Annotated in this window: 19 protein-coding genes; 7 read left to right on the forward strand and 12 right to left on the reverse strand. The window is 65.4% G+C overall.

From position 1 onward, the window contains the following. Positions 1-45 precede the first annotated feature (45 nt). Positions 46-960 carry a LysR family transcriptional regulator gene (locus IP65_RS07730; RefSeq protein WP_054131313.1) on the forward strand — a complete coding sequence of 305 codons (915 nt, stop codon included), beginning with the start codon at positions 46-48 and terminating at the stop codon, positions 958-960. A gap of 1 nt (position 961) precedes the next feature. On the opposite strand, the gene IP65_RS07735 is transcribed toward IP65_RS07730, so the two are convergent. From IP65_RS07735 to IP65_RS07750, 4 genes are all read right to left on the reverse strand, one after another. Next, positions 962-2,125 (reverse strand): acetyl-CoA C-acetyltransferase, encoded by a 1,164-nt coding sequence (locus IP65_RS07735; RefSeq protein WP_054131314.1) that lies wholly within the window; start codon positions 2,123-2,125, stop codon positions 962-964. Positions 2,126-2,167: 42 nt separating this feature from the next. Further along, the gene (locus IP65_RS07740; RefSeq protein WP_054131315.1) at positions 2,168-2,950 is read right to left on the reverse strand and encodes an SDR family NAD(P)-dependent oxidoreductase; all 783 of its coding nucleotides are present in this window, start codon (positions 2,948-2,950) and stop codon (positions 2,168-2,170) included. Between the two features lie 19 nt (positions 2,951-2,969). Then, entirely contained in the window at positions 2,970-4,235 is a 1,266-nt protein-coding gene (locus tag IP65_RS07745; protein WP_054131316.1) for an acetyl-CoA C-acetyltransferase, read from the reverse strand. 159 nt (positions 4,236-4,394) lie between these two features. Next, positions 4,395-5,051 carry a TetR family transcriptional regulator gene (locus IP65_RS07750; protein ID WP_022678574.1) on the reverse strand — a complete coding sequence of 219 codons (657 nt, stop codon included), beginning with the start codon at positions 5,049-5,051 and terminating at the stop codon, positions 4,395-4,397. Between the two features lie 280 nt (positions 5,052-5,331). Here IP65_RS07750 and IP65_RS07755 point away from each other — a divergent pair, with 280 nt between their 5' ends. Further along, positions 5,332-7,497, forward strand: a complete 2,166-nt coding sequence (locus IP65_RS07755) for a TonB-dependent receptor (protein ID WP_054131317.1) — start codon at positions 5,332-5,334, stop codon at positions 7,495-7,497. A gap of 20 nt (positions 7,498-7,517) precedes the next feature. Further along, entirely contained in the window at positions 7,518-8,660 is a 1,143-nt protein-coding gene (locus IP65_RS07760) for an acyl-CoA dehydrogenase family protein (protein ID WP_054131318.1), read from the forward strand. A gap of 66 nt (positions 8,661-8,726) precedes the next feature. Here IP65_RS07760 and IP65_RS07765 read toward each other — a convergent pair whose 3' ends face one another. Further along, complete coding sequence (locus IP65_RS07765; RefSeq protein WP_054131319.1) at positions 8,727-10,787, reverse strand: 3-hydroxyacyl-CoA dehydrogenase NAD-binding domain-containing protein; 2,061 nt, start codon at positions 10,785-10,787, stop codon at positions 8,727-8,729. 226 nt (positions 10,788-11,013) lie between these two features. Between IP65_RS07765 and IP65_RS07770 the strand changes: the two genes are divergently transcribed. From IP65_RS07770 to IP65_RS07780, 3 genes are read left to right on the forward strand one after another with little or no spacing between them, the layout of a single operon-like run. Next, the gene (locus tag IP65_RS07770; protein WP_022678578.1) at positions 11,014-12,558 is read left to right on the forward strand and encodes an acyl-CoA synthetase; all 1,545 of its coding nucleotides are present in this window, start codon (positions 11,014-11,016) and stop codon (positions 12,556-12,558) included. 42 nt (positions 12,559-12,600) lie between these two features. Continuing rightward, the gene (locus IP65_RS07775; protein ID WP_054131320.1) at positions 12,601-13,866 is read left to right on the forward strand and encodes a cytochrome P450; all 1,266 of its coding nucleotides are present in this window, start codon (positions 12,601-12,603) and stop codon (positions 13,864-13,866) included. Then, positions 13,863-14,741 carry a crotonase/enoyl-CoA hydratase family protein gene (locus tag IP65_RS07780; RefSeq protein ID WP_022678579.1) on the forward strand — a complete coding sequence of 293 codons (879 nt, stop codon included), beginning with the start codon at positions 13,863-13,865 and terminating at the stop codon, positions 14,739-14,741. The genes IP65_RS07775 and IP65_RS07780 overlap by 4 nt, the downstream gene beginning before the upstream one ends. Here IP65_RS07780 and IP65_RS07785 read toward each other — a convergent pair. Genes IP65_RS07785 through IP65_RS07810 form a run of 6 tightly spaced genes read right to left on the reverse strand, consistent with a single transcriptional unit; the run spans position 14,732 to position 22,157 of the window. Beyond that, positions 14,732-15,367 (reverse strand): N-carbamoylsarcosine amidohydrolase, encoded by a 636-nt coding sequence (locus IP65_RS07785; protein ID WP_022678580.1) that lies wholly within the window; start codon positions 15,365-15,367, stop codon positions 14,732-14,734. The genes IP65_RS07780 and IP65_RS07785 overlap by 10 nt on opposite strands. Before the next feature lie 4 nt (positions 15,368-15,371). Beyond that, the gene (locus IP65_RS07790; RefSeq protein WP_043611360.1) at positions 15,372-16,559 is read right to left on the reverse strand and encodes a CaiB/BaiF CoA-transferase family protein; all 1,188 of its coding nucleotides are present in this window, start codon (positions 16,557-16,559) and stop codon (positions 15,372-15,374) included. A gap of 2 nt (positions 16,560-16,561) precedes the next feature. Further along, entirely contained in the window at positions 16,562-18,451 is a 1,890-nt protein-coding gene (locus tag IP65_RS07795) for a hydantoinase B/oxoprolinase family protein (RefSeq protein ID WP_022678582.1), read from the reverse strand. 15 nt (positions 18,452-18,466) lie between these two features. Next, entirely contained in the window at positions 18,467-20,515 is a 2,049-nt protein-coding gene (locus tag IP65_RS07800; RefSeq protein ID WP_054131321.1) for a hydantoinase/oxoprolinase family protein, read from the reverse strand. A 53-nt stretch (positions 20,516-20,568) separates the two neighbouring features. Then, on the reverse strand, positions 20,569-21,483 hold the full coding sequence (locus IP65_RS07805; protein ID WP_054131322.1) for a hydroxymethylglutaryl-CoA lyase: 915 nt from the start codon (positions 21,481-21,483) through the stop codon (positions 20,569-20,571). Beyond that, complete coding sequence (locus IP65_RS07810; protein WP_054131539.1) at positions 21,483-22,157, reverse strand: GntR family transcriptional regulator; 675 nt, start codon at positions 22,155-22,157, stop codon at positions 21,483-21,485. The genes IP65_RS07805 and IP65_RS07810 overlap by 1 nt, the downstream gene beginning before the upstream one ends. A gap of 150 nt (positions 22,158-22,307) precedes the next feature. Here IP65_RS07810 and IP65_RS07815 point away from each other — a divergent pair, with 150 nt between their 5' ends. Further along, entirely contained in the window at positions 22,308-24,818 is a 2,511-nt protein-coding gene (locus IP65_RS07815; RefSeq protein WP_082349936.1) for a TonB-dependent receptor, read from the forward strand. 79 nt (positions 24,819-24,897) lie between these two features. Here IP65_RS07815 and IP65_RS07820 read toward each other — a convergent pair whose 3' ends face one another. Beyond that, positions 24,898-26,394 (reverse strand): diguanylate cyclase domain-containing protein, encoded by a 1,497-nt coding sequence (locus IP65_RS07820; protein ID WP_231627607.1) that lies wholly within the window; start codon positions 26,392-26,394, stop codon positions 24,898-24,900. Between the last annotated feature and the right edge of the window lie 141 nt (positions 26,395-26,535).

Consider the following 26,535-nt stretch of genomic DNA (forward strand, 5'->3'; position numbering starts at 1 on the left):
CATAAGTCGAATGATTATTTGGCGATTTAGATATAAACAGTGTGCATGATGGCTCTGGATCTCAACCTGCTGCGCGTGTTCGATGCGCTGATGGAAACCCGCAGCGTCACCCGCGCGGCGCGCCAACTCGGGCTGACCCAGCCCGCGGTCAGCCATGCCCTGGCGCGCCTGCGCCGCGTGATGGACGATCCGCTGTTCCTGCGTCAGCAAAGCGGCTTGCAACCCACTGCGCGCGCAGAGGAAATCGCCGGCGGCGTGCGGCGCGGCCTGGCGCAGTTCCAGGCCGCCCTGGCCCCCACTGCGTTCGAACCGGCGCGCGCCGACCGCACGTTCACCTTGGCGGCCAGCCCCTATTTCTGCCACCTGATGGTGCCGGCCCTGGTGGCGCATGTGCGGCAGGTAGCGCCCGGCGTCAGCCTGCGGGTCGTCCCTTCCGGAGAGGCGGTGGTCACCCTGCTGGACCATGGCACGGCCGATCTGGCCCTGGGCGCGGCGATGAGCCTGCCCGAACGGATCGTGGTCGAACCGTTTTACGAAGAACAGATGGTGTGGATCGCCGCGCCGGATAATCCCGTGGTGGCCCAGCGCCTGCCGCTGGCCGCAATCGATCCGGCGGCGCGGATCACCATTACGCCCGGCGGCCCGGCGCCGCTGCCGGGCTTTCCCGCCGGGATCGGCGCCACGGCGCAGGCGGATCTGGGCGATTGGCGCACCACCCCCACCGTACCCAGCCGCATCACCGTCTATGAATCGCAGACCGCCGTGGCCCTGGTGGCACGCACCGATCTGGTCGCCCGCGTTTCCGCGCGCATCGCCGCGCCGGCGGTGGCGCGCGGCGATGTCGTCGTGCTCGATGGGGTGGATGAGGAAGTGCGCATTCCCATCGCGCTGATCTGGCACGCCCGCCAGCGCGCAGACCAGGGCCTCGCCTGGCTGCGCGCGACGATCCGCGCCTTATAGCTTAGACCAGGCGCTCCACGATGGTGACGTTTGCCACCCCGCCCCCTTCGCACATGGTCTGAAGGCCATAGCGGCCACCCGTGGCCGACAGGGCGTGCAGCAGCGTGGTCATCAGCTTGGTGCCCGACGCCCCCAGCGGATGGCCCAGGGCAATCGCGCCGCCGCGCACGTTGAGGCGCGCCGGATCGGCCCCGAGCGCGGCCAGCCAGGCCATCGGGATGGAGGCAAACGCCTCGTTCACCTCGAACAGGTCGATATCGCCCAGCGCCATGCCGGCGCGTTGCAGGGCGCGGCGCGTGGCCGGGATCGGTTCTTCCAGCATGATCACCGGATCGCCGGCGGTCACCGTCAGGTTGACGATCCGCGCGATAGGCGAAAGGTTGTAGCGCTTGAGCGCCGCCTCGCTTGCCACCAGCACGCCCGATGCGCCATCGGTCATCTGGCTGGCATTGCCCGCCGTGAGCGAGCCGCCTTCGGTCAAGGGCTTGAGGCCGGCCAGCGCATCCAGCGAGGCATCGGCGCGGACGCCTTCATCGCGTGCAAACGGACCCTCTGCCGTCATCACCGGCACGATTTCAGCGTCGAAATGCCCTGCCGCGATCGCTGCAGCGGCCTTCTCGTGGCTGGCCAGGGCATAGGCGTCCATCGCCTCGCGGCTGAAGCCATACTTGTCGGCAATCGCCTGGGCGCCATGGAACTGGTTGAAGGCCGGCACGCCAAAGCGGGTCTGCACCGATTCCGGCCAGGGGCCCTGGCCCAGCCCCGCCGCTGTGTGCAGCGCCACGTTCGACCCCATCGGCACGCGCGTCATGCTTTCCACGCCGGCGGCGATGACCACGTCCTGGGTTCCGCTCATCACCGCCTGCGCGGCAAAGTGCAGTGCCTGTTGCGACGATCCGCACTGGCGATCGATCGTCACGCCCGGCACCGATTGCGGCAGGTTGGATGCCAGCACCACGTTGCGGCCCAGGGCCGAACCCTGCTCGCCCGCCTGGGTAACGCAGCCCAGGATCACGTCATCCACGCCGGCCGGGTCCATCCCCGCGCGCGCGATCAGGGCATTGAGCACCACGGCGCCAAGATCAGCCGGATGCACGCCAGACAGCGCGCCCTTGCGCCGGCCGCCGGCAGTGCGCGCGGCGGCCACGATATAGGCTTCAGGCATAAGTCATCTGTCCTTGTTGCTCGGGAAAAGGCACGCCGCCACTCAGCGCGGCGCCATGCGGATGCCGCCATCGAGGCGCACATCCTCACCATTGAAATAGCTGTTTTCGATCAGCCCGATCGCCGCCGCGGCGTATTCGGCCGGCATGCCAAAGCGCTTGGGAAACGGCACCGATGCCGCCAGCGTTTCCTTCACCGCGTCGGGCGCGGCATTCATCAGCGGGGTATCGAAAATGCCCGGCAGGATAGTGTTGATCCGCACGCCATCGCCCATAAGATCGCGTGCAATGGGTAGGGTCATGCCGACGATGCCACCCTTGGAAGCCGAATAGGCGGCCTGGCCCACCTGGCCATCCTCGGCCGCGACCGAGGCGGTCATCACGATTGCGCCGCGCTCGCCATCCTCGCCAGGTTCCAGCGTAAGCATGCCGGCTGCCGCCTTGGCAACGCAGCGGAACGTGCCGACCAGGTTTACCTGAATAACCGAATTGAACGCATCGAGCGGGAAATGCCCGATCGTGCAATCCTTGCGCGATCGTGCGGCGGTCTTGGCGGGAAAGCCGATGCCGGCGCAGCACACCAGCACGTTTTCCTGGCCATGGGCGGCGCGTGCGGCGGCAAACCCGGCATCGACCGATGCTTCGTTGGTCACGTCAACCTGCGCGAAATGGCCGTCGATTTCCGCCGCCAGGCTGCTGCCCAGGGTTGCATTGAGATCGAACAGCGTCACCTTGGCGCCGCGTGCTGCCAAGGCGCGCGCAGTCGCGGCGCCCAGGCCCGATGCGCCGCCGGTGACCACGGCAACAGTGGATGGTCCAATTTTCATCTGATCGGCTTCCTCTCGATTAGGCGTAAGCGGTAATGCGCTCGATGATGATCGCCGGGGCCATGCCGCCGGCCGCGCACATCGTGGCGAGGCCCAGGCGCTGGCCGGTGCGCTCCAGCTCGTCCAGCAACGTGCCCACCAGGATAGCGCCGGTCGCGCCGATTGGGTGGCCCAGCGCGATCGCCCCGCCGTTGACGTTGACCTTGTCGCGATCGAGCCCCAGGTCGCGGATGACCTTTTCCGGCACCACGGCAAACGCCTCGTTGATTTCCCACAGATCGATGTCTGCAATGGTGAGCCCGGCACGGGCCAGGGCCTTGCGGGCGGCGGGCACCGGCGCGTTGAGCATCAGCGTGGGATCATCGCCCGCGTTCACCGCCGCCGCCACCCGGGCGCGGGGCACCAGGCCATGGCGCTCGCCAAATGCGCGGGAGCCGACCAGTACGGCTGCGGCGCCATCGACCACGCCCGAACTGCTACCGGCGTGATGCACCGGCACGATCTCAAGATCGGGATAGCGCCGCGCGATCTGCCGGCGAAAGGTATCGCCGGCCGCATTGTAGGGCATGTCCATCAAGTCGGCGAAGGCAGGCTTGAGCTGTGCCAGGCTTTCGGCCGTGGTCTGCGGGCGGGGAAACTCCTCGTGGTCGAGCACCACCGCCCCGGCGTCGTCGAGCACAGGCACGACCGAGCGGGCAAAGCGCTTTTCGGCGATGGCAATCGCCGCGCGACGCTGGCTTTCAGCGGCAAAGGCATCGAGCGCCTCGCGCGTGATCCCCTCCATGCTGGCGACCGCATCGGCACACACGCCCTGGTGTGATTGCGGATGCCGCTGGTCGAGCCGGTCATTACCCGCCCCCATCATCGTCGGGCCAAGCCCGGCCGCCACTTCGGCCCTTTCGCGATCGGCGGTGAAGCTCATCATTTCGGTGCCGCCGGCGATCACCGCGTCTTCCAGACCGGCCATCACCTGCCCGGCGGCGAGCGCTATGGCGGTGATCCCCCCACCGCAGAACCGATCGAGCGTCATGCCCGAGGTCTGCACGTCCATCCCGGCGTCGAGCAGGGCCATGCGGGCAAGGTCGCCGCCCTGCTTGCCGCGCTGCGAGGAGGTGGACCAGATCACATCGTCGATCACGGCGCCCGCGAGACCGTTGCGGGCGACGAGAGCCTCAAGCACTGTTGCCGCGAGGTGCTGTGGGTGAAGATGGGCGAGTGCGCCCTTGCCCGACTTGCCGATGCCGCGCGGCGTCCGCACCGCGTCAAAGATATACGCATTGCCCATGGCGAGTCGGCCTCCTCTGGCTGCATCGATCTTTATTAATCGATTGATTGGTTTTGTAGAGCGCCTTTTACGCAAACCGCGTCGCTTGTAAACCGCCTTGACGCGCGCATTCGCTCCCGACGCGCGCAGTCGAGGAAAAAAGATCAATTTCTCAGCGGTTCAGTCCTTGCCCGGGCGCAATCCGCGCAGGAACAGGTCGCGCAGCAGCGTGGCGTAGGCCTGCTTGATTCCCACGTCGACCTTGGCCACACCCAGCGTGGTGGGCACCGAATAGGCGGCGAAGAAGATATGATCGGCCGCGCCGACCAGCGCGTAATAGAGCAAGGCCGGATCGACATCGACCATTGTGCCTTCGCGCACGCCCTGGGCCACGATCTGGCGATAGGCGGCCATCATCGGCGTGATGAACATGTCCGACACGCGCGCGCTGGCTTCCGGTCCGCCGGCTTCGACCATGTAATGCACCAGCCGGTTGAGATAGGGCGAACGGTAATAGGCGTTAACGATCCCCTCGACGTGGATCGTCATCTTGCGCTCGGCCGAGACATCCATCGCCACCAGCGCGTCGAGGCCGCTCATTTCCCGTTCGGCCTCGCGCTCCAGCAAGGCCATCAGCAGTCCCTGCTTGTCACCGAAATAATACTTGATCATCGCGGAGTTGACGCCGGATCGCCGCGAGATTTCGCTCAGCGATGCTTCGATCTGGGTGGCTTCGGACAGGATTTCTGCCGTGGCATTGAGCAGCGCGGTGCGTGCCGTCTCGCGCCGGGCGGCACGCAGGGTTCCTTCGCGGGCGATTTCGGATGCCGTCGTCATCCCAGCAGTCATAAACCGATCAATTAACATCGCAAGGGGGGATGCAGACGGGCGCGGCGGAGAATTCTCCGAAGCAGGCGTATTGACACCGCCGCGCGACCGCCGATAGAAGTTAGCCAATCGATCGATTAACTTTGACGAATGGGCGCGCCGGACTTCCTGCCGATCAGACGCCCGCCATACCGAGAGAGGATACCCCATGAGGCTTCAGGTGGTTACCGCGCGACTCGCATTCCTGCTAGGATGTGCATGGTCCCCCGCTTTGGTTCACGCGCAAGCTATGCCTGAGGCGTCGGCCGAAGCCACGCCCGCAGCCGCGCCCGACGACATTATCGTCACCGCGCAGCGGCGCTCGCAGTCGATCCAGACCGTGCCGATCGCGATCACCGCGCTCAGCGGCGACCAGTTGGGCAACAAGGGCGTGACCAATGCCAATCAGCTTGGCCAGATCGTGCCCAACCTGCAGATCAACAGCGCCATGGGCGATACCCAGCCCAACTTTGCGCTGCGCGGGGTCAGCGTGGCCAACGAATATAACCCGAACCAGGTCTCGCCGATTGGCGTCTACATCGACGACGTCAACATGGTGAACCGCGTGGGCCAGGGCGGCGGGCTCTATGATCTTCAGCGCGTGGAAGTGCTGCGCGGGCCACAGGGCACCCTGTTTGGCCGCAATACCACAGGTGGTGCGATCAACTTCATCACCAACACCCCGACGCTGTCGGGCAATCGCGGCTATGCCGAAGCCGGATATGGCAATTTCAACACGTTCAAGGCGCAAGGCGCGCTCGAAACCACGATGGTGGAAGACGAACTCGGCTTCCGCGTGGCCGCCACTTATGAAAAAGGCGACGGCAAGTTCCGCAATATCTATCCCGGCCAGCTCGACGCCGGCTCGGTCGATAGCCTCCAGGTGCGCGGCACGCTGCATATCCGCCCTGGCGCAGGCCCGCTGGATATCGTGATCAAGGCCTATGCCAGCCGCGCCAACGGCACGCAGCAGCCGATCAAGGGTCTTGCCGCCACCGCCGCGCCCGGTTTCTTTGAAATCAACGAAAATCGCATCGGTCAAAACCGCACGCGGCAATACGGGACCTCGGCCAAGATTTCCTACGAACTGTCGCCGCGCCTCTCGTTCACGTCGATCACCGCCATCGGCAATGGCCTGCTCGACGCCGCATTCGATGCCGACGGTTCGCCACTCGATATCCTCGATCTTCAACAGAAGGCCAAGTTCGACCAGTTCAGCGAGGAAGCCCGCTTCAATTACGAAGGCAAGGCGGTCAAGGCCGTGGCCGGCGTGTTCTATGGCTGGGACAAGACCGTCTCTGACAACGGCTTCGATATCGGCAGCGCCATCGCGCCCGGCGTGGACGGTGGGTTCTTCCAGCATTTCCGCCAGGTGCGGCGTACTTATGCGGTGTTCGGGCAGACCGACGTGAACCTGACGCCCAAGCTCGTGGCCACGGTCGGCCTGCGCTACAGCGCCGATCGCTCGGCCTATGACGATGGCTATGCCTATCTCTTCATGGGCGCTTTCGGCGGCACGCGCACGCCGCTGTTCACCACGGTGCCCTGCACCACGGGTGTCGGCACCTGCCCTTATGACGCCAACGCGCGCTATGCCATCAAGGGGCGCAACAATGCGCTCACCGGCCGCGCCGCGCTGACCTATACGTTCGACAGCGGTACGCTGCTCTATGCCAGCTATAACCGCGGCTATCGTTCCGGCGCGTTCAACGGCGGTGGCTACACCAATTCGGCCGGGATTACCTATATCAAGCCGGAATACGTCAACGCCTATGAAATCGGCGCCAAGGGGCGTTTCCTCGATCGCCGGCTGTCCCTCGCCCTCGCCGCCTTCTATTACGATTACCAGAACCAGCAGTTGCAGGATACGCGGCCCGGTCCGGTCTCGTTCCTGCTCAACGCGCCCAAGTCGGAAAGCTATGGCTTCGAAGGCGAGGCGACCTATCGCGCCTCTTCGCGCTTCTCGGTCAATGCGTCGGTCGGCTATCTCCACGCCACCTACAAGGAACTCACGCTTTCCGGCACGAACCTTGCCGGCAACGACCTGCCTTTCGCGCCGCGCTGGACGGCGCAGGGCGGGTTTGACTGGGCACCGCTCGACATTGCCGGCGGGCCGCTGACCTTCTCTCCCAACCTCAACTACGTCAGCCGCCAGTTCTTCTCGCCGTTCAACGCCGTCAACGCCGCTGGCGGTGCCCAGGTCAATTCCGAATTGCAGCAGGGTGCCTACGTCAAGGTCAACGGCGCGATCACCTGGACGCGCGGCAATGTCACGCTGCGGGCCTGGGTGCAGAACCTGTTGCAGGAAAAAACCCTGGCTTACGGCCTCGATCTGCGCGGCGCCGGCTTCCCGTTCAACTATCTCGTCCCGGCCCAGCCCCGTACCTATGGCGGGTCGGTTCGTTTCACGTTCTGATCCCGGCACCAGGAGCCTTCATGATCCCTATCGAGACCCGGCCCGCCGCCAGCGACGAACTCGCGCTGTTCCGTGATGCCGTGCGCAAGTTCTTCGTCGCCCACTTGCTCCCCAACCTTGACCGTTGGGAGGAGCAGGGCATTGTCGACCGCGCCTTCTGGCACGCCGCCGGGGAAGCGAGCCTGCTCTGCCCCACCGCGCCCGAGGTCCATGGCGGGCTGGGTCTCGATTACCGCTACAACGCCGTCATCGGCGAGGAACTGGCCTATACGGGCAGTTCGGCGGGCCTGGTCCTGCAATCAGACATCGTGCTGGACTACATCGTCCACTATGCGTCCGAGGAGCTCAAGGCACGCTGGCTGCCGCGCATGATCACCGGAGAAGCGATCGTCGCCATCGCCATGACCGAGCCGGGCACGGGCAGCGATCTTCAGGGCATCCGCACCACGGCGGTGCGGGATGGCGACGCCTATGTGATCAACGGCAACAAGACCTACATCACCAACGGTCAGCTCGCCGATCTGGTGATCGTGGTGGCCAAGACCGATCCGGCGGCCGGGGGCAAAGGCATTTCCCTGATCCTGGTGGAAGCCGATCGGCCCGGTTTTGCCCGTGGTCGCAATCTCGACAAGATCGGCCAGCACTCGGCCGATACCTCGGAACTGTTCTTCAGCGATGTGCGTGTGCCGGTCGACAACCGGCTGGGCGAGGAAGGCGCCGGCTTTGCCTATCTCATGGCACAATTGCCGCAGGAACGCCTGTCGATCGCCATCAGCGCGCAGGCCCTGGCGCAGCGCGCGTTTGACGAGGCCGTGGCGTTCACCAAGGATCGCAAGGCTTTCGGCAAGACGGTGTTCGATTTCCAGAACACCCGGTTTCAGTTGGCCGCGCTCCAGGCAGAACTGCAAGTGGGCTGGAGCCATATCGACTGGGCGCTGGAACGCCACGTGGCGGGGAAGCTGACCACTGCCGAGGCTTCTGCGGCCAAGCTCTATCACACCGAGTTGCTCGGACGCGTGGCGGACGCGGCGCTGCAATTGCATGGCGGCGCGGGCTACATGAACGAGTATCCGATCGCCCGGATCTGGCGCGATGCGCGCGTGATGCGGATCTATGGCGGCACGTCGGAAATCATGAAGGAAGTGATTGCCCGCAGTCTCTGACGGCTGTTCGGCAATCCGGGAAAAAGGCGCCGCCCGATCGTTGGATCGGGCGACGCCTTCTTGCGTTCAGAGGAAAGTTTCGCCTGCCGCTGCCTTGGTGCGCAGCAGGTTGGACACCGTGATCGGCGCACCTTGGGCAATCTGCTCGTCCAGCGCGGCCACGATCCGCACCAGGCCGCAGTGGTCGCCCCAGAGCATCGGCCCACCGGTATAGACCGGCCAGGCATAGCCCGCCACAAGCGCCATATCGATGTCTGACGCACGCAGCGCGATGCCTTCTTCCAGCAGCTTGGCCCCTTCGTTGACCACCGGGAAGAGCAGGTGCTCGATGATATCCTGCGCCGACAGCGTGGGGGCAGGCTGGCCCGAGCGTGCGGCAAAATCGCGGATCGTGGCTTCGGCGAAAGCCGAGGGCGTGCCGCGCCGCTGCGCGTCATAGTCGTAATAGCCGCTGCCCGATTTCTGGCCCAGGCGCCCGGCTTCGCACAGCACTTCCTGCACCGTGCGCCCGGCGGTGTTTTCCTTATCCCAGCCAATCACATCCAGGCCAACAAGGTCCATCATCTGGAACGGCCCCATCGGAAAGCCATAGCCGACCATGGCCGCGTCCACGTCCCACGGCATCACGCCCTGCTCCAGCAGGCGATCGGCCGCTTCGCTGCGCCGCGCCATCGCCCGGTTGGCAATGAAGCCATCACACACGCCCGACAGCACCGCCACCTTGCCCAGCTTGCGGCCCAGGGTCATGGCGGTCTGGATCACGCGGTCGCTGGTCCTGGCCCCGCGCACCACCTCGAGCAGGCGCATGATGTTGGCCGGGGCAAAGAAGTGCAGCCCGACCACGTCCGCCGGGCGGGCGGTGACGGCGGCAATCGCGTCAAGATCGAGGAACGAGGTGTTGGACGCCAGCACCGCGCCCGGCTTGGCCAGCGCATCGATCTGGCGGAACACCTGCTGCTTCAAGTCAAGCCGTTCGAACACGGCTTCCACCACCAGATCGGCATGCGACACGGCATCGAGCGCCGCGGCCGAGGCAAAGGCGGCCAGGCGCGCGTCGCGCACGCCTGGCGTGATCCGGCCCTTGCTGGCCAGCGCCTCCAGCGTGGCGCGCACATGCGCGGCGCCACGCTCCAGCGCTGCCGGGTTCACGTCGATCATCGTCACCGGAAAGCCGGCGTTGAGGAAGGCCAGGGTGATGCCGCTGCCCATCGTGCCCGCGCCCACCACCGCGACCGAGGCAATCGCCACTTCGCCGCAATCGCGCGCCACCGGCACTTTGGCGGCGGCGCGTTCGGCGAAGAAGATGTGGCGCTGTGCGGCCGATTCCGGGCTAGCCATCAGTTCCTCGAACAGTTCCCATTCGCGGGTCAGCCCGGCCTCGAACGGGCGGTCGGTGGCCGCCTCGATCGCGCGCACGATGTTGCCCGGCGCCTTGAAGCCGACGAAGCTTTTCGCATGTCGGGCGCGATAGTCGGCGATCGTGGCGACGGCTTCCTGCGGGGTAAGGTCGGCCGGCAAGTCGCGCGTGCGGCGCAGTGGGGCGCCGCTTGCCACCAGTTCGCGGGCATAGGCCACAGCCTCGGCGCGCATGTCCTGGCCTTCCAGCACGCGATCGATCAGGCCGATGCGCAGGGCCTGCGCCGCACCGACCGGTTTGCCGCCGACGATCAGGTCCAGCGCCTGGGCCACGCCGATCAGGCGCGGGGCGCGCTGCGTGCCGCCGGCGCCAGGCAACAGGCCCAGCGCCACTTCGGGCAGCCCGAGCTTGGCGGTGGGCACGGCGACGCGATAATGGCAGGCCAGCGCCAGTTCCAGCCCGCCACCCAGCGCCGTGCCATGGATCGCGGCAACGATCGGCTTGCTCGCGCCGTCAAACCGATCGAACATGTCATGCAGGCCAGGCGCGGCAAAGGGCTTGCCGAACTCGGTGATATCGGCCCCGGCAAAGAACGTGCGCCCCGCACACAGGATCACCACGGCGGTCACTGCCGGATCGGCCAGAGCCTTGCCCATGGTTTCGTGGATCGCCTGGCGCACCGCCTGGCCCAGCGCATTGACCGGGGGCGAATCGATGGCGAGCACGGCCACGCCGTCCTCGTGCGTCAGGGTGCAAAGCGGATTGGTCATCGATCGGAAAGCCTCTCACCATGGCGCCCGGAAACAGCCCCGGACTGCCTTGATGGCTGGCTTAAAAACTCCACATGACGAAGTCAATTGATCGATCAGTTAAGTTCAGTATTGCGCCCCTGGCCCGGTCATGGCTATGCTGCTGGCCAGACGATCGCCGGCCACGGCGCGCGTCCGCAACGGCGCTCCTGCAAGAAACCGCGCCGCCCGAAACGAGAGGTTGTCGATGCACCCCAGCGAGTTTGCCCGCGCCACGCCGGACAAGGCAGCCATCATCATGGCCGGCTCGGGCCAGACCATCACCTTCGCGCAGCTGGAAGCCCGTTCCAACCAGGGCGCGCATCTGTTGCGTGGCGCCGGGCTGCAACCGGGCGCGGTGGTGGCGATCATGCTGGAAAACGACGCGCGCTATCTCCAGATCACCTGTGCGGCCCATCGCGCCGGGCTTTATTTCGTGTGCCTGTCCACCCGCCTCGCCCCTGCCGAGATTGCCTATATCCTGCAGGACAGCGGTGCCCAGATGCTGATCGCCTCAGGCACGCTGGCACCGCTGCTGCAAACGCTGGGTGATGCCGCGCCGGCCTTGCGCTATACGCTTGGGCCGGCTGTTCCGGGCTGGCAGACTTGGGAAGACGCTACCGCCTCGCTGCCGATCACGCCGATTGCAGACGAGCGCGCCGGGATCGACATGCTCTATTCCTCGGGCACCACCGGCCGTCCCAAGGGCATCAAGCCGCCCCTGCCGAGCGATCCCGCGATCACCACGCCCTCTCCGCTGGGCACCATCTGCGCGCGGCTGGGGTTCGGGGTCGAGACGGTCTATCTCAATCCCGCGCCGCTCTATCATGCCGCGCCGCTGCGCTGGTGCCGCGAAGTACTGGCGCTGGGCGGCACGGTGGTAATCATGGAAAAGTTCGATCCCGAAGCGGCCCTGGCGCTGATCGCGCGCTATCGCGTCACGCACAGCCAGTGGGTGCCCACCCATTTTGTGCGCATGCTCAAGCTGCCGGACGAAGCACGCGCGCGCCACGATTGCTCGTCGCTGCGCCTCGCGATCCATGCCGCTGCGCCCTGCCCGGTGCCGGTCAAGCAGGCCATGATCGACTGGTGGGGCCCGATCCTGTTGGAATACTATTCCGGCACCGAAGCGATCGGCATGACACTGATCACCGCGCCCGAATGGCTGGCCCATCCCGGTTCGGTGGGACGCGCGATGATCGGCACGCTGCACATCTGCGATGAGGACGACAACCCCCTGCCCCCGCGCCAGGAAGGGCTGGTGTGCTTTGCCGATGGCCCGGCCTTTTCCTATCACAACGACCCCGAAAAGACCGCCGCAGCCCACAATCGCCATGGCTGGGCCACGTTTGGCGACGTGGGCTGGCTTGACGAGCACGGCTATCTCTATCTCACCGATCGCAAGAGCTTCATGATCATCTCTGGCGGGGTCAACATCTATCCGCAGGAAATCGAGAACGCCCTGGTGGTCCACCCGCGCATCGCCGATGCTGCCGTGGTTGGCGCGCCCGATGCGGAAATGGGCGAATGCGTGGTCGCGGTGATCCAGCCCATGGACATGGCCGATGCCACCCCGGCTTTTGCCCGCGCGCTGATCGACTGGCTGCGGCCACAGCTTTCCGGGGTCAAGATCCCGCGCCGCGTGGAATTCATGGCCGAACTGCCGCGCCATCCCACCGGCAAGCTCTACAAGCGCCTGCTACACGATCGCTATCGCCAGCCTGACGCCGCACTGCCGGCGCTGCTGGCATAGCGCCTGCCAATTTGACCAGACACAAGACCGGAGAGTGCCAAGATGAGCGGGTTTGTCGTCAACCAGATCGCCGATCCCACGCTGTATGGAGACCCACAGCGGCTTCACCAGTTCTATGACTGGCTGCGCCGCGAACATCCGGTCGCCTGGGCCGATCCTGAGGGCTTCCGCCCGTTCTGGGTGGTCTCGCGCCACGCCGATATCCGCGAACTGGAACGCCAGCCCGAAATCTTCAACGCCGGCCCGCGCATGACTCTGCTGCCGATCCCGGTGGAGCAGGCCAACGTGGCGATCTTCGGCGTCGAGTCCGGGGTTTTCCCACTCACCGCGATGGACGGCGCCCACCACCAGGCGATGCGCGCGCTGACCCAGGATTTCTTCCTGCCCAAGAACATCCGCAAGCTGGAAAGCGCCATCGCGCAGCATGCTGCCGCGTTTGTGGCGCGCATGGCGCAGGATGAAGGGCAATGCGACCTCGCCACCGATATCGCCTTCTGGTATCCGCTGCGCGTCGCCATGGCGATCCTGGGCATCGACGAACAAGACGAAGCGCGCATGCTGCGCCTCACCCACGAGTTGTTCGGCGCGTCCGATCCGGCAGTGCGCCGTCCCGGCCTTACCGAGGCCGAACATATCGTGGCGGTCAAGCAGGACTACATCGCCTTCTTCGACGCGATCACGCGCGATCGCCAGGCCAACCCGCGCGATGACGTGGCCACGCTGATCGCCACCGGCATGCCCGGCGGCGCCGAGATGAGCGCGGAAGAGCGCCTGGGCTATTACGTGATCGTTGCCACGGCCGGGCACGATACCACCGCTGCCTCGATCGTGGGCGGCATGCAGGCGCTGCTCGACAATCCCGAGCAGATGTCGCTGCTCAAGGCCCATCCCGAACTGATGAAGACTTTCGTCAACGAGGCGATCCGCTGGACCGCGCCGGTCAAGCATTTCATGCGCAATGTGACGCAGGACTATACGCTGCACGGCCAGACCTTGCGCGCGGGCGATCATGTCTTGCTCTCGTTCGGCGCGGCGACGCGCGATCCCGAGGCCTTTGGCGATGCCGACCAGTTCCGCATCGATCGCGCACTCAACAACCACCTCGCTTTCGGACACGGCCCGCACACCTGCCTTGGCCAATATCTCGCCAAGCTGGAGATCGAGGCGTTCTTCACGGCCTTCTTCGCGCAGATCGCCACGATCGAGCCGGCCGGCCCGCCGATCTATACCGAAGGCTCTTTCGTCAGCGGCATCCGCGCCATGCCGGTGCGCTATTCCCGCCTGCCGCAGCCAGTGGAACCGGCATGACCGCCGCCGCATTCGAACAGATCACGCTCGAGGTTGACCAGGGCGTCGCCACGCTCACGCTGCACCGGCCGGACAAGCTCAACGCCTTCACCACGCAGATGATGCGCGAAATGGTGGCGGCGTTCGACGCGATCGATGCCGATGACGCGATCCGCGCGGTGATCATTACCGGCAGCGGCCGGGCGTTCTGCGCCGGGGCAGACATTTCCGGCGGTGCCGCCAACTTCCGGGTCGACGCCAGCGCGACCAGCGCGCCCGACTACAGCGATCCGGCCACGCGCGATGGCGGCGGCATCCTGGCCTTGCGCATCTTCCAGCTGAAGAAGCCGATCATTGCCGCGATAAACGGCCCGGCGATCGGCATTGGCGCCACCATGCTGCTGCCGATGGACCTGCGCATTGCCAGCGACACCGCGCGTTTCGGCTTCGTCTTTGCGCGGCGTGGCATCGTACCCGAAGCAGCATCGAGCTATTTCCTCCCCCGCCTGGTCGGCATCAGCCGCGCGCTGCGCTGGTGCTACACCGGCGCGGTGTTCGGCGCCGGTGAGGCGCTGGCCGGAGGCCTGGTGGAACAGGTCGTCCCGCCCTCAGACCTCTTGCCCACGGCCCAGGCCCTGGCGCGCGAGATCGCCGACAACGCCGCGCCGGTTTCCGTCGCGCTCACCCGCCAGATGCTATGGCGTGGCCTCGGCATGAACGATCCGATGGAAGCCCATCGCATCGAAAGCCGTGGCATTCTCACCCGTAGCCAGAGCGCCGACGCCCAGGAAGGTGTCGCCGCCTTCCTCGAAAAGCGCCCGGCCCGCTTCCCCGATCGCGTCTCGGCCGACATGCCGGACTATTTCCCGTGGTGGGAAGAAATGCCCTATGGCTGAGGCGCGATAAGCGCGAGCGCTTGGGCTGCGCTCACCACCTCGGCATATTTGGCCTGAAGGTCGAACAGGTTCGCTTCGTGCGGCGCGGGGTGCCGGTCGCCGCAGGCATCGGCCACCACGAATGGCACAAAGCCATGCTGGCAGGCATCGAGCGCCGTGGCGCGGATGCAGCCGGAGGTGGAGGTGCCGCAGATCAGCACCGTGTCCACGCCCATCGCCGTCAGCGTGGCGGCAAGATGCGTGGCGAAAAACGCCGAGGCATAGCGCTTGGTGATCACCACATCGCCCGCCTGGGGTGACAGCACGGCCGGAAATGCGCCCAGCGGGGAGCCCTTTTCGAACACCTTGAGCGCGGGCACCTTGCGATAGAAGACCCCGCCATCGGCCCCGCCGGGCTGATATTCCACATTGGTGAAAATCACCGGCAGCCCGGCAGCGCGCGCGGCGGCGGTGATCCGCACGGCGCTGGCCAGTGCTGCCTCGATCCCGGCATAGAGCGGTGATCCAGGCTGGAGATAGGCCTCCACCAGATCGACGAGCAGCAGCCCCGGGCGCTGCCCGAACGGCAGGCGCCCATCAAACGCGCCGGCATAGTTGGCATCGAGATCGCCGGCGTCCTTGGCCATCGCCTCAGATCACCCCGCGCGCGGCCAGGTCGTCCAGGTCATCGGCACCCAGGCCCAGCAATTCGCCATAGATTTCCGCATTATGCTGCCCCACCACCGATGGTGCCGGGCGGCGCACGCCGCCGGGCGTGGCGGAAAACTTGGGGAACGTCGATTGCATCTTGAGCGGGCCGAACCGCTCGGTCTCCACCTCGATGATCGCCTCGCGCGCCTGGAAATGCGGATCGTCCAGCATGTCGGGGGCGCGATAGACGCGGCCGGCGGGGATCGAATGCGCGATCATCAGCGCGTCGACCTCGTCCATGGTCAGCGTGCTGGTCCAGGCATTGATCAGCGCGTCCAGCTCGGTCTGGTTTTCGCCCCGCGCCAGATGCGTGGCATAGCGCGGATCATCGCCCAGTTCCGCCCGGCCCATCGCCGTGGCCAGGCGCTTCCACAGCGAATCCTTGTTGGCGCCGATCATGAACTCGCCATCCTTGCAGGAATAGACGTTGGACGGCGCGATACCCTTGAGGATGGAGCCAGACCGCTCGCGGATCAGGCCCATGCGATCGTATTCCGGCACCAGGCCTTCCATCACCTGCAGCACGCTTTCATAGAGCGCGGTGTCGATCACCTGGCCTTGCCCGGTCTTGTCCTTCACGTGCAGCGCGGCCAGCACGCCCATGCAGCCATACGTGGCGGTCAGCGTATCGCCGATCGACACGCCCATGCGGCTGGGCGGGCGATCGGGTTCACCCACGATATAGCGCCACCCGCCCATCGCCTCGCCAATCCCGCCAAAGCCGGCGCGATCGGAATAGGGGCCGGTCTGGCCATAGCCCGACATGCGCGCGATGATCAGATGCGGAAATTCGGCCAGCAGCACGTCAGGTCCCATGCCCCACTTTTCCAGCGTGCCGGGCTTGAAGTTCTCGATCACGACATCGGCGTGGGCGATCAGCCGCCTGACCAGCGCCTGGCCTTCGGGCACGCGCAAGTTGGCACTGACCGAGCGCTTGTTGCGCGCGATCACTTCCCACTGCACCTTTTCGTTGCCCTGGCCCCACTCGCGCATGGGATCGCCGGTGAGCGGCGGTTCCACCTTGATCACGTCGGCGCCCATGTCGCCCAGCAACTGGCCGCAGAACGGCCCGGCCAGGAGCTGGCCCAGTTCGACGACGCGGATATCCTGCAAAGCACCTTTGGTCATGGTCACTCCGCCGCTTCTGCTTGCGGCCACACCGGCGGGATGGGCGCCGGCAACCCGGTTTCCGCCTGGCAGGCCGCGCGCAGGGCATCAAGCCCCGGCCCGGTGTTGAACACCGGCAAGGCGCCGCCCCGGTCGGCCATCATCGCGTCGCGCAGGGCCTGCGTCGCGGCCGCGTCAACCACGCCGGCGTCATCGGCCACCACGCCATAGGCGCGCGCGCCCTGCGGCGTGACCAGCCCCTGGACGATCTCCTTGCCCACCAGCGCCGGATCGCGCGCCAGCGGATCGCCCCAGCCACCGCCGCCCCAGGTGATGAAGTGCAGCTGGTCGCCTTCCTCCACCGCCAGGTCTTCCACCTTGTTGCCCACGATCACCTGGCTGCCATCGGCCTTTTCCAGGATCTTGCGCGCGCGCTTGCCCGGATCGCCACCGTTCACGCCCCATGGCGGCACGAACCAGCGATCGTCATGGATCGCGATCGTGCCCGCACTCAGGAAACGATAGGTCATGTGAATGCCGTTGCCGCCGCGATGCAGCCCCGCCCCGCCCGAATCCGGCTCGGTGGAATAGCGCTCGATCATCATCGGGAAATAGCGTTCGAGAAACTCGTTGGGCACGTTGGTAAAGCCCGGCCACAGCGAATGGCCATCCGGCCCATCGCCAAGCGGCCGGCCGGGAATGCCGCCAAAGCCGATCTGGAACAGCTGGAACCAGGCGTGCCCCTTGCCCGGCCGCGTATCGTTGCCGGCATAGAACAGGTGCGGCGACGACGAGAACCCGGCGGCGTTGAGAAACTCTGGCGTCTTCTGCCCCAACAGACCCCCCAGGATATCGAAAATCCGGCCCAGCGCATGGGTGCGGCCCGATAGCGCGGCCGGAAAGCGCGGCTTGAGCAGGCTGCCTTCGGGAATGCGCACATCGATCAGGTCATAGAACCCGTCGTTGAACAGGATCTGCGGATCGAACACCATGATCATGTAGATGCCGAAGAACATCTTGAACATGTTTTCATTGAGATAGAAATTGATCGAGGCCACGCTCTGCGGATCGGTACCATCGAAATCGAGCACGACGGTCTCGCCATCGCGCCACATCGTGCACTTGATGCGATAGGGGCCAAAGCCCATGCCATCGTCGCAGATATAGTCTTCAAAGCTGACCGGCTCTTCGCTCACCGCCTGGCCCAGCAAGGTCTTCATGGCGCGGTGGTTGCGGGCCAAGAGTTCCTGCGTCGCCGAAACATATACATCGTCGCCAAACCGCTCGGCCATTTCCACCACGCGGCGCGCGGCCACCCGGCAGCTGGCGATCAAGGCATTGAGATCTGCCGCGCACCAATCGGGCTTGCGCGTCTGGTGCATCACCAGCTTCATCAAGTCGGCGTTGTATTCGCCCTTTTTCCAGATCTTGACCGGCGGAATGCGCACCCCTTCTTCATAGATGGAGCGGGCGTTGATCGGCATCGATCCCACCACTTTGCCGCCAATGTCGCTCTGGTGCCCGAACATCGAGGTATAGGCGATCAGCCGCCCGTCCTTGAACACTGGCAGCAGCACCAGCCAATCGTTGGAATGGCTGATCGCGCCATCCACCGAATAGGGATCGGACAGGAAGATCATGTCGCCATCTTCCAGCGTCCCGTCATAGTTGGACAGGAACCCGCCGATGAAGCTGCCGAACTGGCCAACGATCATCTTGCCGGTGTGATCGGCAATCAGCGGAAAGGCATCGCCCTGTTCGCGAATGCCCGGTGACATCGCGGTGCGCACCAGGGTGGCATCCATTTCCACGCGGGCATTGCGCAGCGCGTTCTCGATGATGTCGAGCGTGACCGGATCGATCGCCACCTTGGCAAACGGGGTGTGGTTGGTCTGGACGATTGTTGCAGGCATCGGGCTTCCCTTTCGTCAGGCCAGGGTGATGAGGATGTTGCCGACGGTATCGACCGTGGCGATGCAGCCGGTCTCGATCAGCGTGGTCGAATCCATTTCGCACACGATCGCCGGGCCAGGGATCACGTCACCGGCCTTGAGCCGCGCGCGATCATAGATCACCGCGGCCTGCTCGGCCCCGTCCATCCACAGCACATGATCGCGGATCTTGGCAGCGGAAGGATCGCCATTGCCCTGCTCGAGCGGCGCTGCCGGCAGATCGAGCGCGCGGCCCAGCGCCACGGCGCGCAGGTTCACGATCTCGTGCGGAGTGTCCATGTTGAACGTGAACAGTCGCTTGTGCTCTTCGTCAAAGCGGGCGAGCACGCCGGCAATGCCATCGTCGGCCAGGGTCTGCGCGGTGATCGATAGCGGCACTTCAAAGGCCTGGCCGGCATAGCGCACGTCGATTTCAAAGCTGGTGGTGATTTCCGCCTCGGGCACGCCATCGGCCAGCAGTTCGCCGCGCACGTGGGTGGCCATTTCTTCCAGCACAGCGACCAGATCGGCCGGCGCGGTATCGCGCGCCAGGCGCGACCACGATCGCGCGGTTTCGGTGCGCATGCGCGTGGTGGCATCGCCCAGCGCACAGAGCACGCCGGGGCTGACCGGCGACACCGCCGGCCATGATCCCATCAGCCGCGCTACGGCATTGACATGCAGCGGCCCCGCTCCACCAAAACCCATCAGCGCAAAATCACGCGGGTCATAGCCCTGCTGCACCGAAATCATGCGCAGCGCGCCGAACATATTCTCGTTGACGATATCGATGATGCCGCGCGCCGCTTCCATCAGGCCGATACCCAGCGCATCGGCAATGGTCTGCACCGCTGCCCTGGCGCCTTCGCGATCGAGCTGGAACGTGCCGCCCAACAGGTTTTCCGGCAGATAGCCCAGCACGACGTTGGCATCGGTTACGGTGGGGGCCGTGCCGCCTTTTCCATAGGCGACCGGCCCCGGCACCGCTCCTGCGCTCTGTGGCCCGACCCGAAGGGCTCTGGTCAGCGCGGGAACATAAGCGATCGAGCCACCCCCGGCGCCCACCGTCTTGACGTCCAGCGCCGAGGCGCGGACGGACAGGTGGCCCACTTCGGTGGTGCGCTGGCGGCGCGGCTCGAGGTTTTCGATCAGGGCAACGTCGGTGCTGGTGCCGCCCACATCGAGCGTGAGGATATTGCGGATGCCGGCATTGCGCCCCACCCAGATCGCCCCGGTCACGCCGCCCGCCGGGCCAGACATGAGGATGTTGACCGGGTGCTCCTCGGCCTTCTGCGCGCTCATCAGCCCGCCGTCCGAGCGCAGCAGCGAGAGCTTGCCGGTCATTCCCTCGGCCGCCAGGCGATTGCGCAGGTTGGAAACATACTTGCCCACCACCGGGCGCACGCTGGCATTGGCCACCGTGGTCAGCGTGCGTTCGTATTCCTGCATTTCGGGCAGCACTTCGTGGCTGAGCGAGACCGGCACGCCGGGCAGCACCTGCGCGGCCAGTTCGCCGATCCGCGCCTCGTGCGCGCCGTTGGCATAGGCGTTGATCAGGCTGACCGTCACCGCCTCCACGCCTTGCGCCTTGAGCCTGGCCAGCTGCGTGCGCACGTCCGCCTCGTCCAGCGGGCGCACTTCCTGGCCCTTAGCGTTCATGCGGCCCTTGACCGTCACGGTATCTTCCAGCGCGGCGAGCGGCTGTGGCTTGGGCCAGATGATCCAGCCCGCCAGGCCGCCGGGCACATAGCTGCGCGCGATCTGCATGATATCGCGATAGCCTTCGGTGGTGACCAGGCCCACGCGCGCACCCTTTCCTTCCAGCACGGCATTGGTGGCAACAGTGGTGCCGTGCAGGAAATAGTCGATCGCGCCTGCAGTGATCCCCGCCTTGGCGCAAACCGCCGTCACACCGTTGAGAATGCCTTCGGAACTGTCGTGCGGGGTCGATGGCGTCTTGTGCCGCCAGAACGCGCCGCTGTCGGTGTCGAACAGCAAGAGGTCGGTAAACGTGCCGCCAACGTCGACGCCAAGCCGGTAACCCATCGATCAACCACCCTTTCCAAAAAGCGTTCGTGCGTGCCGGTGCATCCTGCGGTTCAGGCTTGCGCCGGCCGGGGGAAAGGCGGCGCCTTGGCCACCATGCCCGGAAGCGTGCGATCCATCACCGAGCCCAGCCAATGATTGGCCTCGACCAGCGCGGCCAGGTCCAGCCCCGTACCCACCCCGGCGCGTTCGAGCATGTAGACCACGTCCTCGGTCGAAACGTTGCCGGCCGCGCCGGGCGCAAACGGGCAACCGCCCAGGCCACCGATCGCGGCATCGACCGTCACGGCGCCCGCGCCGATCGCCGCCCAGACATTGGCCAGGCCGGTGCCGCGCGTGTTGTGGAAATGCACCCGCACCGGAATGGCCGGCACCGCCGCGCGCACTTTGCCCACCAGCGTGGCGACATGCGCCGGGTTGGCCACGCCGATCGTATCGGCCAAGCCGATTTCAACGGGATTGGCCTGGGCCAGTGCCACGGCCATGGCCACCACGCGGTCCTCGCTCACTTCGCCTTCGAACGGGCAGCCGAATGCCGCGGCAATGGTCACCTGGCCGGTCTTGCCGGCCTGGCGGGCCATGGCGATGATCTCGCTGGCCGCCGCCACCGAACCGTCGCTGGTCTGGCCTTGGTTGGCCTTGGCAAAGGTGTCGGTCGCCACCGAGACCGCGCCCAGCTGGTCGATCCGCCCGGTCTCGATCGCGCGGGCCGCGCCGCGCGCGTTCATCACCAGGCCGATGTAGGTCACGTCGTCGCGGCGCGGCAGGCCGGCGCAGACCGCCTCGGCATCGGCCATCTGCGGCACCGCCTTGGGATTGACGAAGCTCGTCACCTCGATCCGCCGCGCGCCGGCCGCGATGGCCCGCTCCACCAGCGCGATCTTGTCGGCGGTGGAAATCATGGTCTTCTCGTTCTGCAACCCGTCTCTCGGGGCAACCTCGACCATCTCGATGGATTCTGTATACATTACTCGGCAGCCTCCCGCTGGCTCTGCTCGGCCAGTCCGCGGTGTGCATCGGCATAGGCGTGATAGGCGCGCAGGATGTGGCCGGTCATGATCGCTTCGGCCCAGGCGCCGTCCCGCCGGGCAAAGGCGGCGATCAGTTCTTCGTGCTCGCCATAAGAGCGGTGCAGCGCCTCGCGCCCGTAATGATGCGCGGTGCGCCACACCACCGGCTGCTCGATCAGTGTGGCGAGCAGCGCGGCCAGGCGGCGCGATCCCGCCACGTCCAGGATCGCAGCGTGGAAATCGCGATTGCCTTCAAGGAACCCGGCGACATCGGGCACGGGCTTGCGAATCGCCTCGCCCAGCCGGCGATTCGCCGCGCGGATGCGCTCCAGCGCTTCATCGCTCATCCGCTCGGCGGCGCGGCGCGCGGCCTTGCCTTCCAGCATCGCGCGCAGCTCGAACGCATCGGCCACATCATCGATCGACCAATCCGCCACAAAGCTGCGCTGGGTATCGGTGCGCGTCACCAAAAGGTCGGATTCCAGCCGGCGCAGCGCCTCGCGCACCGGGGTGCGCGATACGCCGCAGCGCTCGGCCAGCGCCTCTTCCGCCAATTGCGCACCGGCAGGCAGTTCGCCCGACAGGATCATGCTGCGGATCGCCTCATAGGCGCGGTCAGAAGCGCGTGACACATCCTTCTCCAAAGACCTTGACCTGAGATTTGTATACAATACTATTTGTATCCATCAAGCCGCGTCAGCCATGGGGGCACGAAAAAGACCGGCGGGTGATATCGGCGCCAGGCCCTGGGTGGGGCCGCGCCAGCGAACAGGGAGAATGCAATGCGACTTTCCCACTCGAGCTTCCTTGCCACCGTTTCGGTGCTGGCCGCCATGGCCACCACAACGCCCGCTTTTGCGCAAGAGGCGCCACAGTCTGGCGCCGCATCTGGCGACGATAGCGGCATCATCGTCACCGCGCGCCGCCAGAACGAGCGGTTGCAGGATGTGCCGGCATCGGTCGCCGTGCTCACCGCCGATGCCCTGCAGCGCACCGGCGCGGTCAAGGCAGAGGATTTCGTCAAGCTGACGCCCGGCGTCACCATCGTCACCGGCACGGCCGAGGCTGGCGATACCCAGATCAACATCCGCGGCATGAACGGCGCGCGCGACGCGGAAAGCTCGGTCGCGCTGGTGGTCGATGGCATTCTCAAGACCAACACCGCCCAGCTCAACCAGCCGCAGGGCACGCTGCAGCAGGTGGAACTGCTCAAGGGCCCGCAAGGCGCGCTCTATGGCCGCAATGCCGCCGCCGGCGCCATCGTGATCCAGTCGCTCAAGCCCACCGACACGATGACCGGTGCGGCCAAGCTGTCCTATGCCGATTACAACACCTGGGAAGCGAGCGCGCACATCGCCGGCCCAGTGGCCGACAATGTCGGCTTCGTCCTGGCGGGCTATTACTACAAGACCGACGGGTTCTACAAAAACACTTTCACCAATTCCAAGACGGTGGACGACAAGGAAAACTGGGCGGTCGATGGCCGCGTGATGGTGGGCCAGGGCGGCCCCACCCAGCTGGATATCAAGGCGCGCTACAGCGAGTTTCACGGGGCCTCCTTGCCCTTCAACGCCGCGTTCCACCTGCCCAATTTCGGTGGGGCGTTCTATGAGAACGTCAACACCCACCCGTTCCATTTCTACAACAACATCCGCCCCACCAACGACCAGACCAGCTTTGACGCCTCGATCAAGCTGGACCATCAGCTGACCGACAAGATCAAGCTGGTGGGCTGGGCGCTCTATTCCAACGTCAACCAGGATCTGGTCGCCGATGGCACCTCGGCCGATTTTGGCCGCTTCCTCAGCGCCGCCAATCCCCAGGCGCAGGCCGCAGTCAATTCCTGCTTTTCCAGCACGGCGGCGCTTACCGGTTATCCGGTCAATCCGCCGGGCTTCATCGGCCAGGCCCCGGTGCCGTTCATCTTTGCGCCGACCACGGGTTCAACCTTTGGCCCCTACAGCCCGACCACCTGCGACGGCACACAGTATCAGGTGCGCAAGCAGCAGGATTTCAGCACCGAATGGCGCCTGATCGGCGATGCCGGGGCGATCAACTGGCAACTGGGCGGCTATTACCTGCACATCAAGCGCACGGTCGGCGTGAGCCTGGGCGCCGATACCGGCAACGGCGTGATCAAGCAGCTCTACAACGCGCCCGATTCCACCAACCCCACCACGCTGCTGCTGGCTGACCGCTTCAAGACCAACGTCTATGCCGCATTCGGCTCGGTGGAATGGAAGCCGAATGACAAGTTCGATGCCGGCCTCGCGCTGCGCTACGATATCGAGGATCGCAAGTCGTCCTCGCTGGTGCCCACCGCCACCGATCCCTTCACCGGCGGCCCGATCAACCCCGGCCAGGCGTTTGGCCCGTTGACCGACAAGCACGCCCGCTTCGAACAGTTCGAGCCCAAGGTCACGCTCAGCTACAAGCCCACCCGCGAATTCAACCTCTATGCCAACTGGGGCATCGGCTTCAAATCCGGCGGGTTCAACAACCAGGGTTCGGCGCAGATCATCAAGGACAACTTCGTCAACGCCTTTGGCGCCAATGTCACGGTCAACGACCAGTATCGCAAGGAATGGTCGAGCGCATGGGAAGCGGGCCTCAAGGGCAATCTGCTCAATGGCGCGCTCACCTTCGACCTCGCCGGGTATTACACCCAGGTCCACGACATGCAGTTCTTCGAATTCTTCGTCGGCAGCTTCGGCCTGTTGCGCGTGGTCTCGAATATCGATCGGGTGGACCTCAAGGGCATCGAGGCAAGCGTCACGGTCAAGCCGGTCAAGGGCATCAAGCTGTTCGGATCGTTCAACTATACCGACAGCGAGATCAAGAAGAACTCGTCGCGTCCCTATACCGTGGGCAACAAGTCTCCCTATACCGCCGATTACACGCTCAACGTGGGGGGAGAGTTCGAGCAGGCAATCAGCGGTGACCTGCGCTTCTTCACCCGCGCCGATTATCGCCTGACCGGGCCCACCTGGTTCCACACCGTGCAGAACCAGTCGGTGCCCACGGTGTTTTCGGGCCTGCTGCCGATTTCGGCGCTGCAGCTGCCGGCCTTTGTCGGCGATGGCAAGTATGACGTGGCGCGGCGCGATGCCTTTGGCATCGTCAACCTGCGCGCCGGCATCCAGACCGATCGCTTCAGCCTGGCGGTCTTCGCCAACAACCTGCTCGACAAGCAATATCTCAATGAAGTGATCACGGCGGTGGAATTTGGCGGGTCGTTCATCACGCCCGGCACCCGCCGCCTTATCGGCGTGGAAGGCAGCGTGAAGTTCTAAGGTTTCCCCACCTCTTCATGCCTGCCAACCATGAACCCGGCCGCATCTGGATCGGTGCGGCCGGGTTTTTCCTGAATGATCAGCCTTGGCGCGCGATGGCAACCGGCGCGACATCGCTTTGGCCCGGCGCGATCGGCACGGCCTGCCCAGCAATCACCGCCGTGCCGCGCTCGCGGCGCTTGGCGGCATAGAGCGCGGCATCGGCATTGCGCAGCAGGTCACTGCGGCTCGCGGTTTGCGCATCGAGCCAGGCAGCACCGATCGTTGCGGAAACACGGAACGTCTGCTTGTCGGCGCGGATCGAATAGCGCAGGTCGAGCAACAGCCGGCGCAACAGACCGCGCAGATCGCGCAGCAGGGCCTGGTCGGTGATCAGCAGCACGAATTCATCGCCGCCCAGCCGCGCGGCAAAGCTGCCGGCCAGATAGGGCGCCTGCAGGCGCGAGGCGATCACCCGCAGCACATCGTCACCCGCCTGGTGGCCCAGGCGATCGTTCACCGCCTTGAAGTGATCGAGATCGATCAGCAGCAGCGCACAGCGTTGCCCGGCGGCCGCAGTCGTCTTGATGCTGTCATCGATCACCTGGTTGCACCGCCCACGGCTGGCGATCCGGGTCAGATCGTCGGTATGGGCGGCGTGGCGCAGCGCCTCTTCCATCTTGTGGCGCTCGGTAATGTCCTGGAAAACGCCAATCAGCGCAACCGGCTTGCCGTTTTCCAGTTCCAATTCACCCATGCTGCGCACGCGGCGATAGTTGCCACGTGCGGTGGTGAAATCGGCTTCGACATCGAATGGCTCGCCCGTCACCAGCGTCTGCTCGATCGTGCTCACCAGGATTTCACGCGACTTTTCGGCATAAAAATCGAGTGCGGCTTTCAGCGATATCTCCGCGCCACACTCCATCTCATGAATGGCATAGGTCTGGTCGGACCATTCCAGCTGGTTGTCCCCCAGCGTCAGCCGCCACGAGCCGATGTTGGCAATGCGCTCGGCCTGGCGCAGTTGCCGGTGCTTGCGGCTCAGATCGCGCAAGTTGTGCCCGCGCTCTTCGGCCATCTGTACGGCCAGCGCGGCCGTGCGCCGCGCCGAAATGAGCGTTTCCACCAAGGTGGCCAAATGCCCAAGCATCTTGAGTCCGGCCGGATCGATCGTGCGCGGCTGGTCATCGATCACGCACAACGTGCCCAGCGGCAGGCGCGGCGATGTGTCATCGCTTGCGTCCTCGGCGGCATGGATCGGCACGCCCGCGTAGAACCGGATATCGGGCGCACCGGTGACCAGCGGATTGTCCGCAAAGCGGTCATCCTGCCGCGCATCGGGAACGACGAGCACATCATCGGCAGCCACGGCGTGGGCGCAAAAGGCGATGTCGCGCGGGGTTTCGTTCACGTCCAAGCCGGCCTTGGCCTTGAACCACTGGCGGTGTGCATCGACCAGCGAAACCAGCGCGATCTTGCAGCCCGTCAGCTGCTGCGCCAGTTGCACCACCGCGTCGAATTCCTGCTCTGGCGCGCTGTCGAGCAGTTCCAGGCGTTCCAGCAGCGCAAGCCGTGCCTCTTCCGATGTGTCTACCACATCCCGTCCCTTTCCTGTCCCGACCCTTTGCCAAGAAATTAACGAACCAGGGTAAACTTTTCCCTAATCCCTGCACTTCGGGTGGCAGCATAGGGCCGGTCGTATTACTATTTATTGTTATAGGTCAAAGCGTTGCAACAA

It is taken from the genome of Novosphingobium sp. AAP1, from assembly GCF_001295765.1.
Classification (GTDB): domain Bacteria; phylum Pseudomonadota; class Alphaproteobacteria; order Sphingomonadales; family Sphingomonadaceae; genus Novosphingobium; species Novosphingobium capsulatum.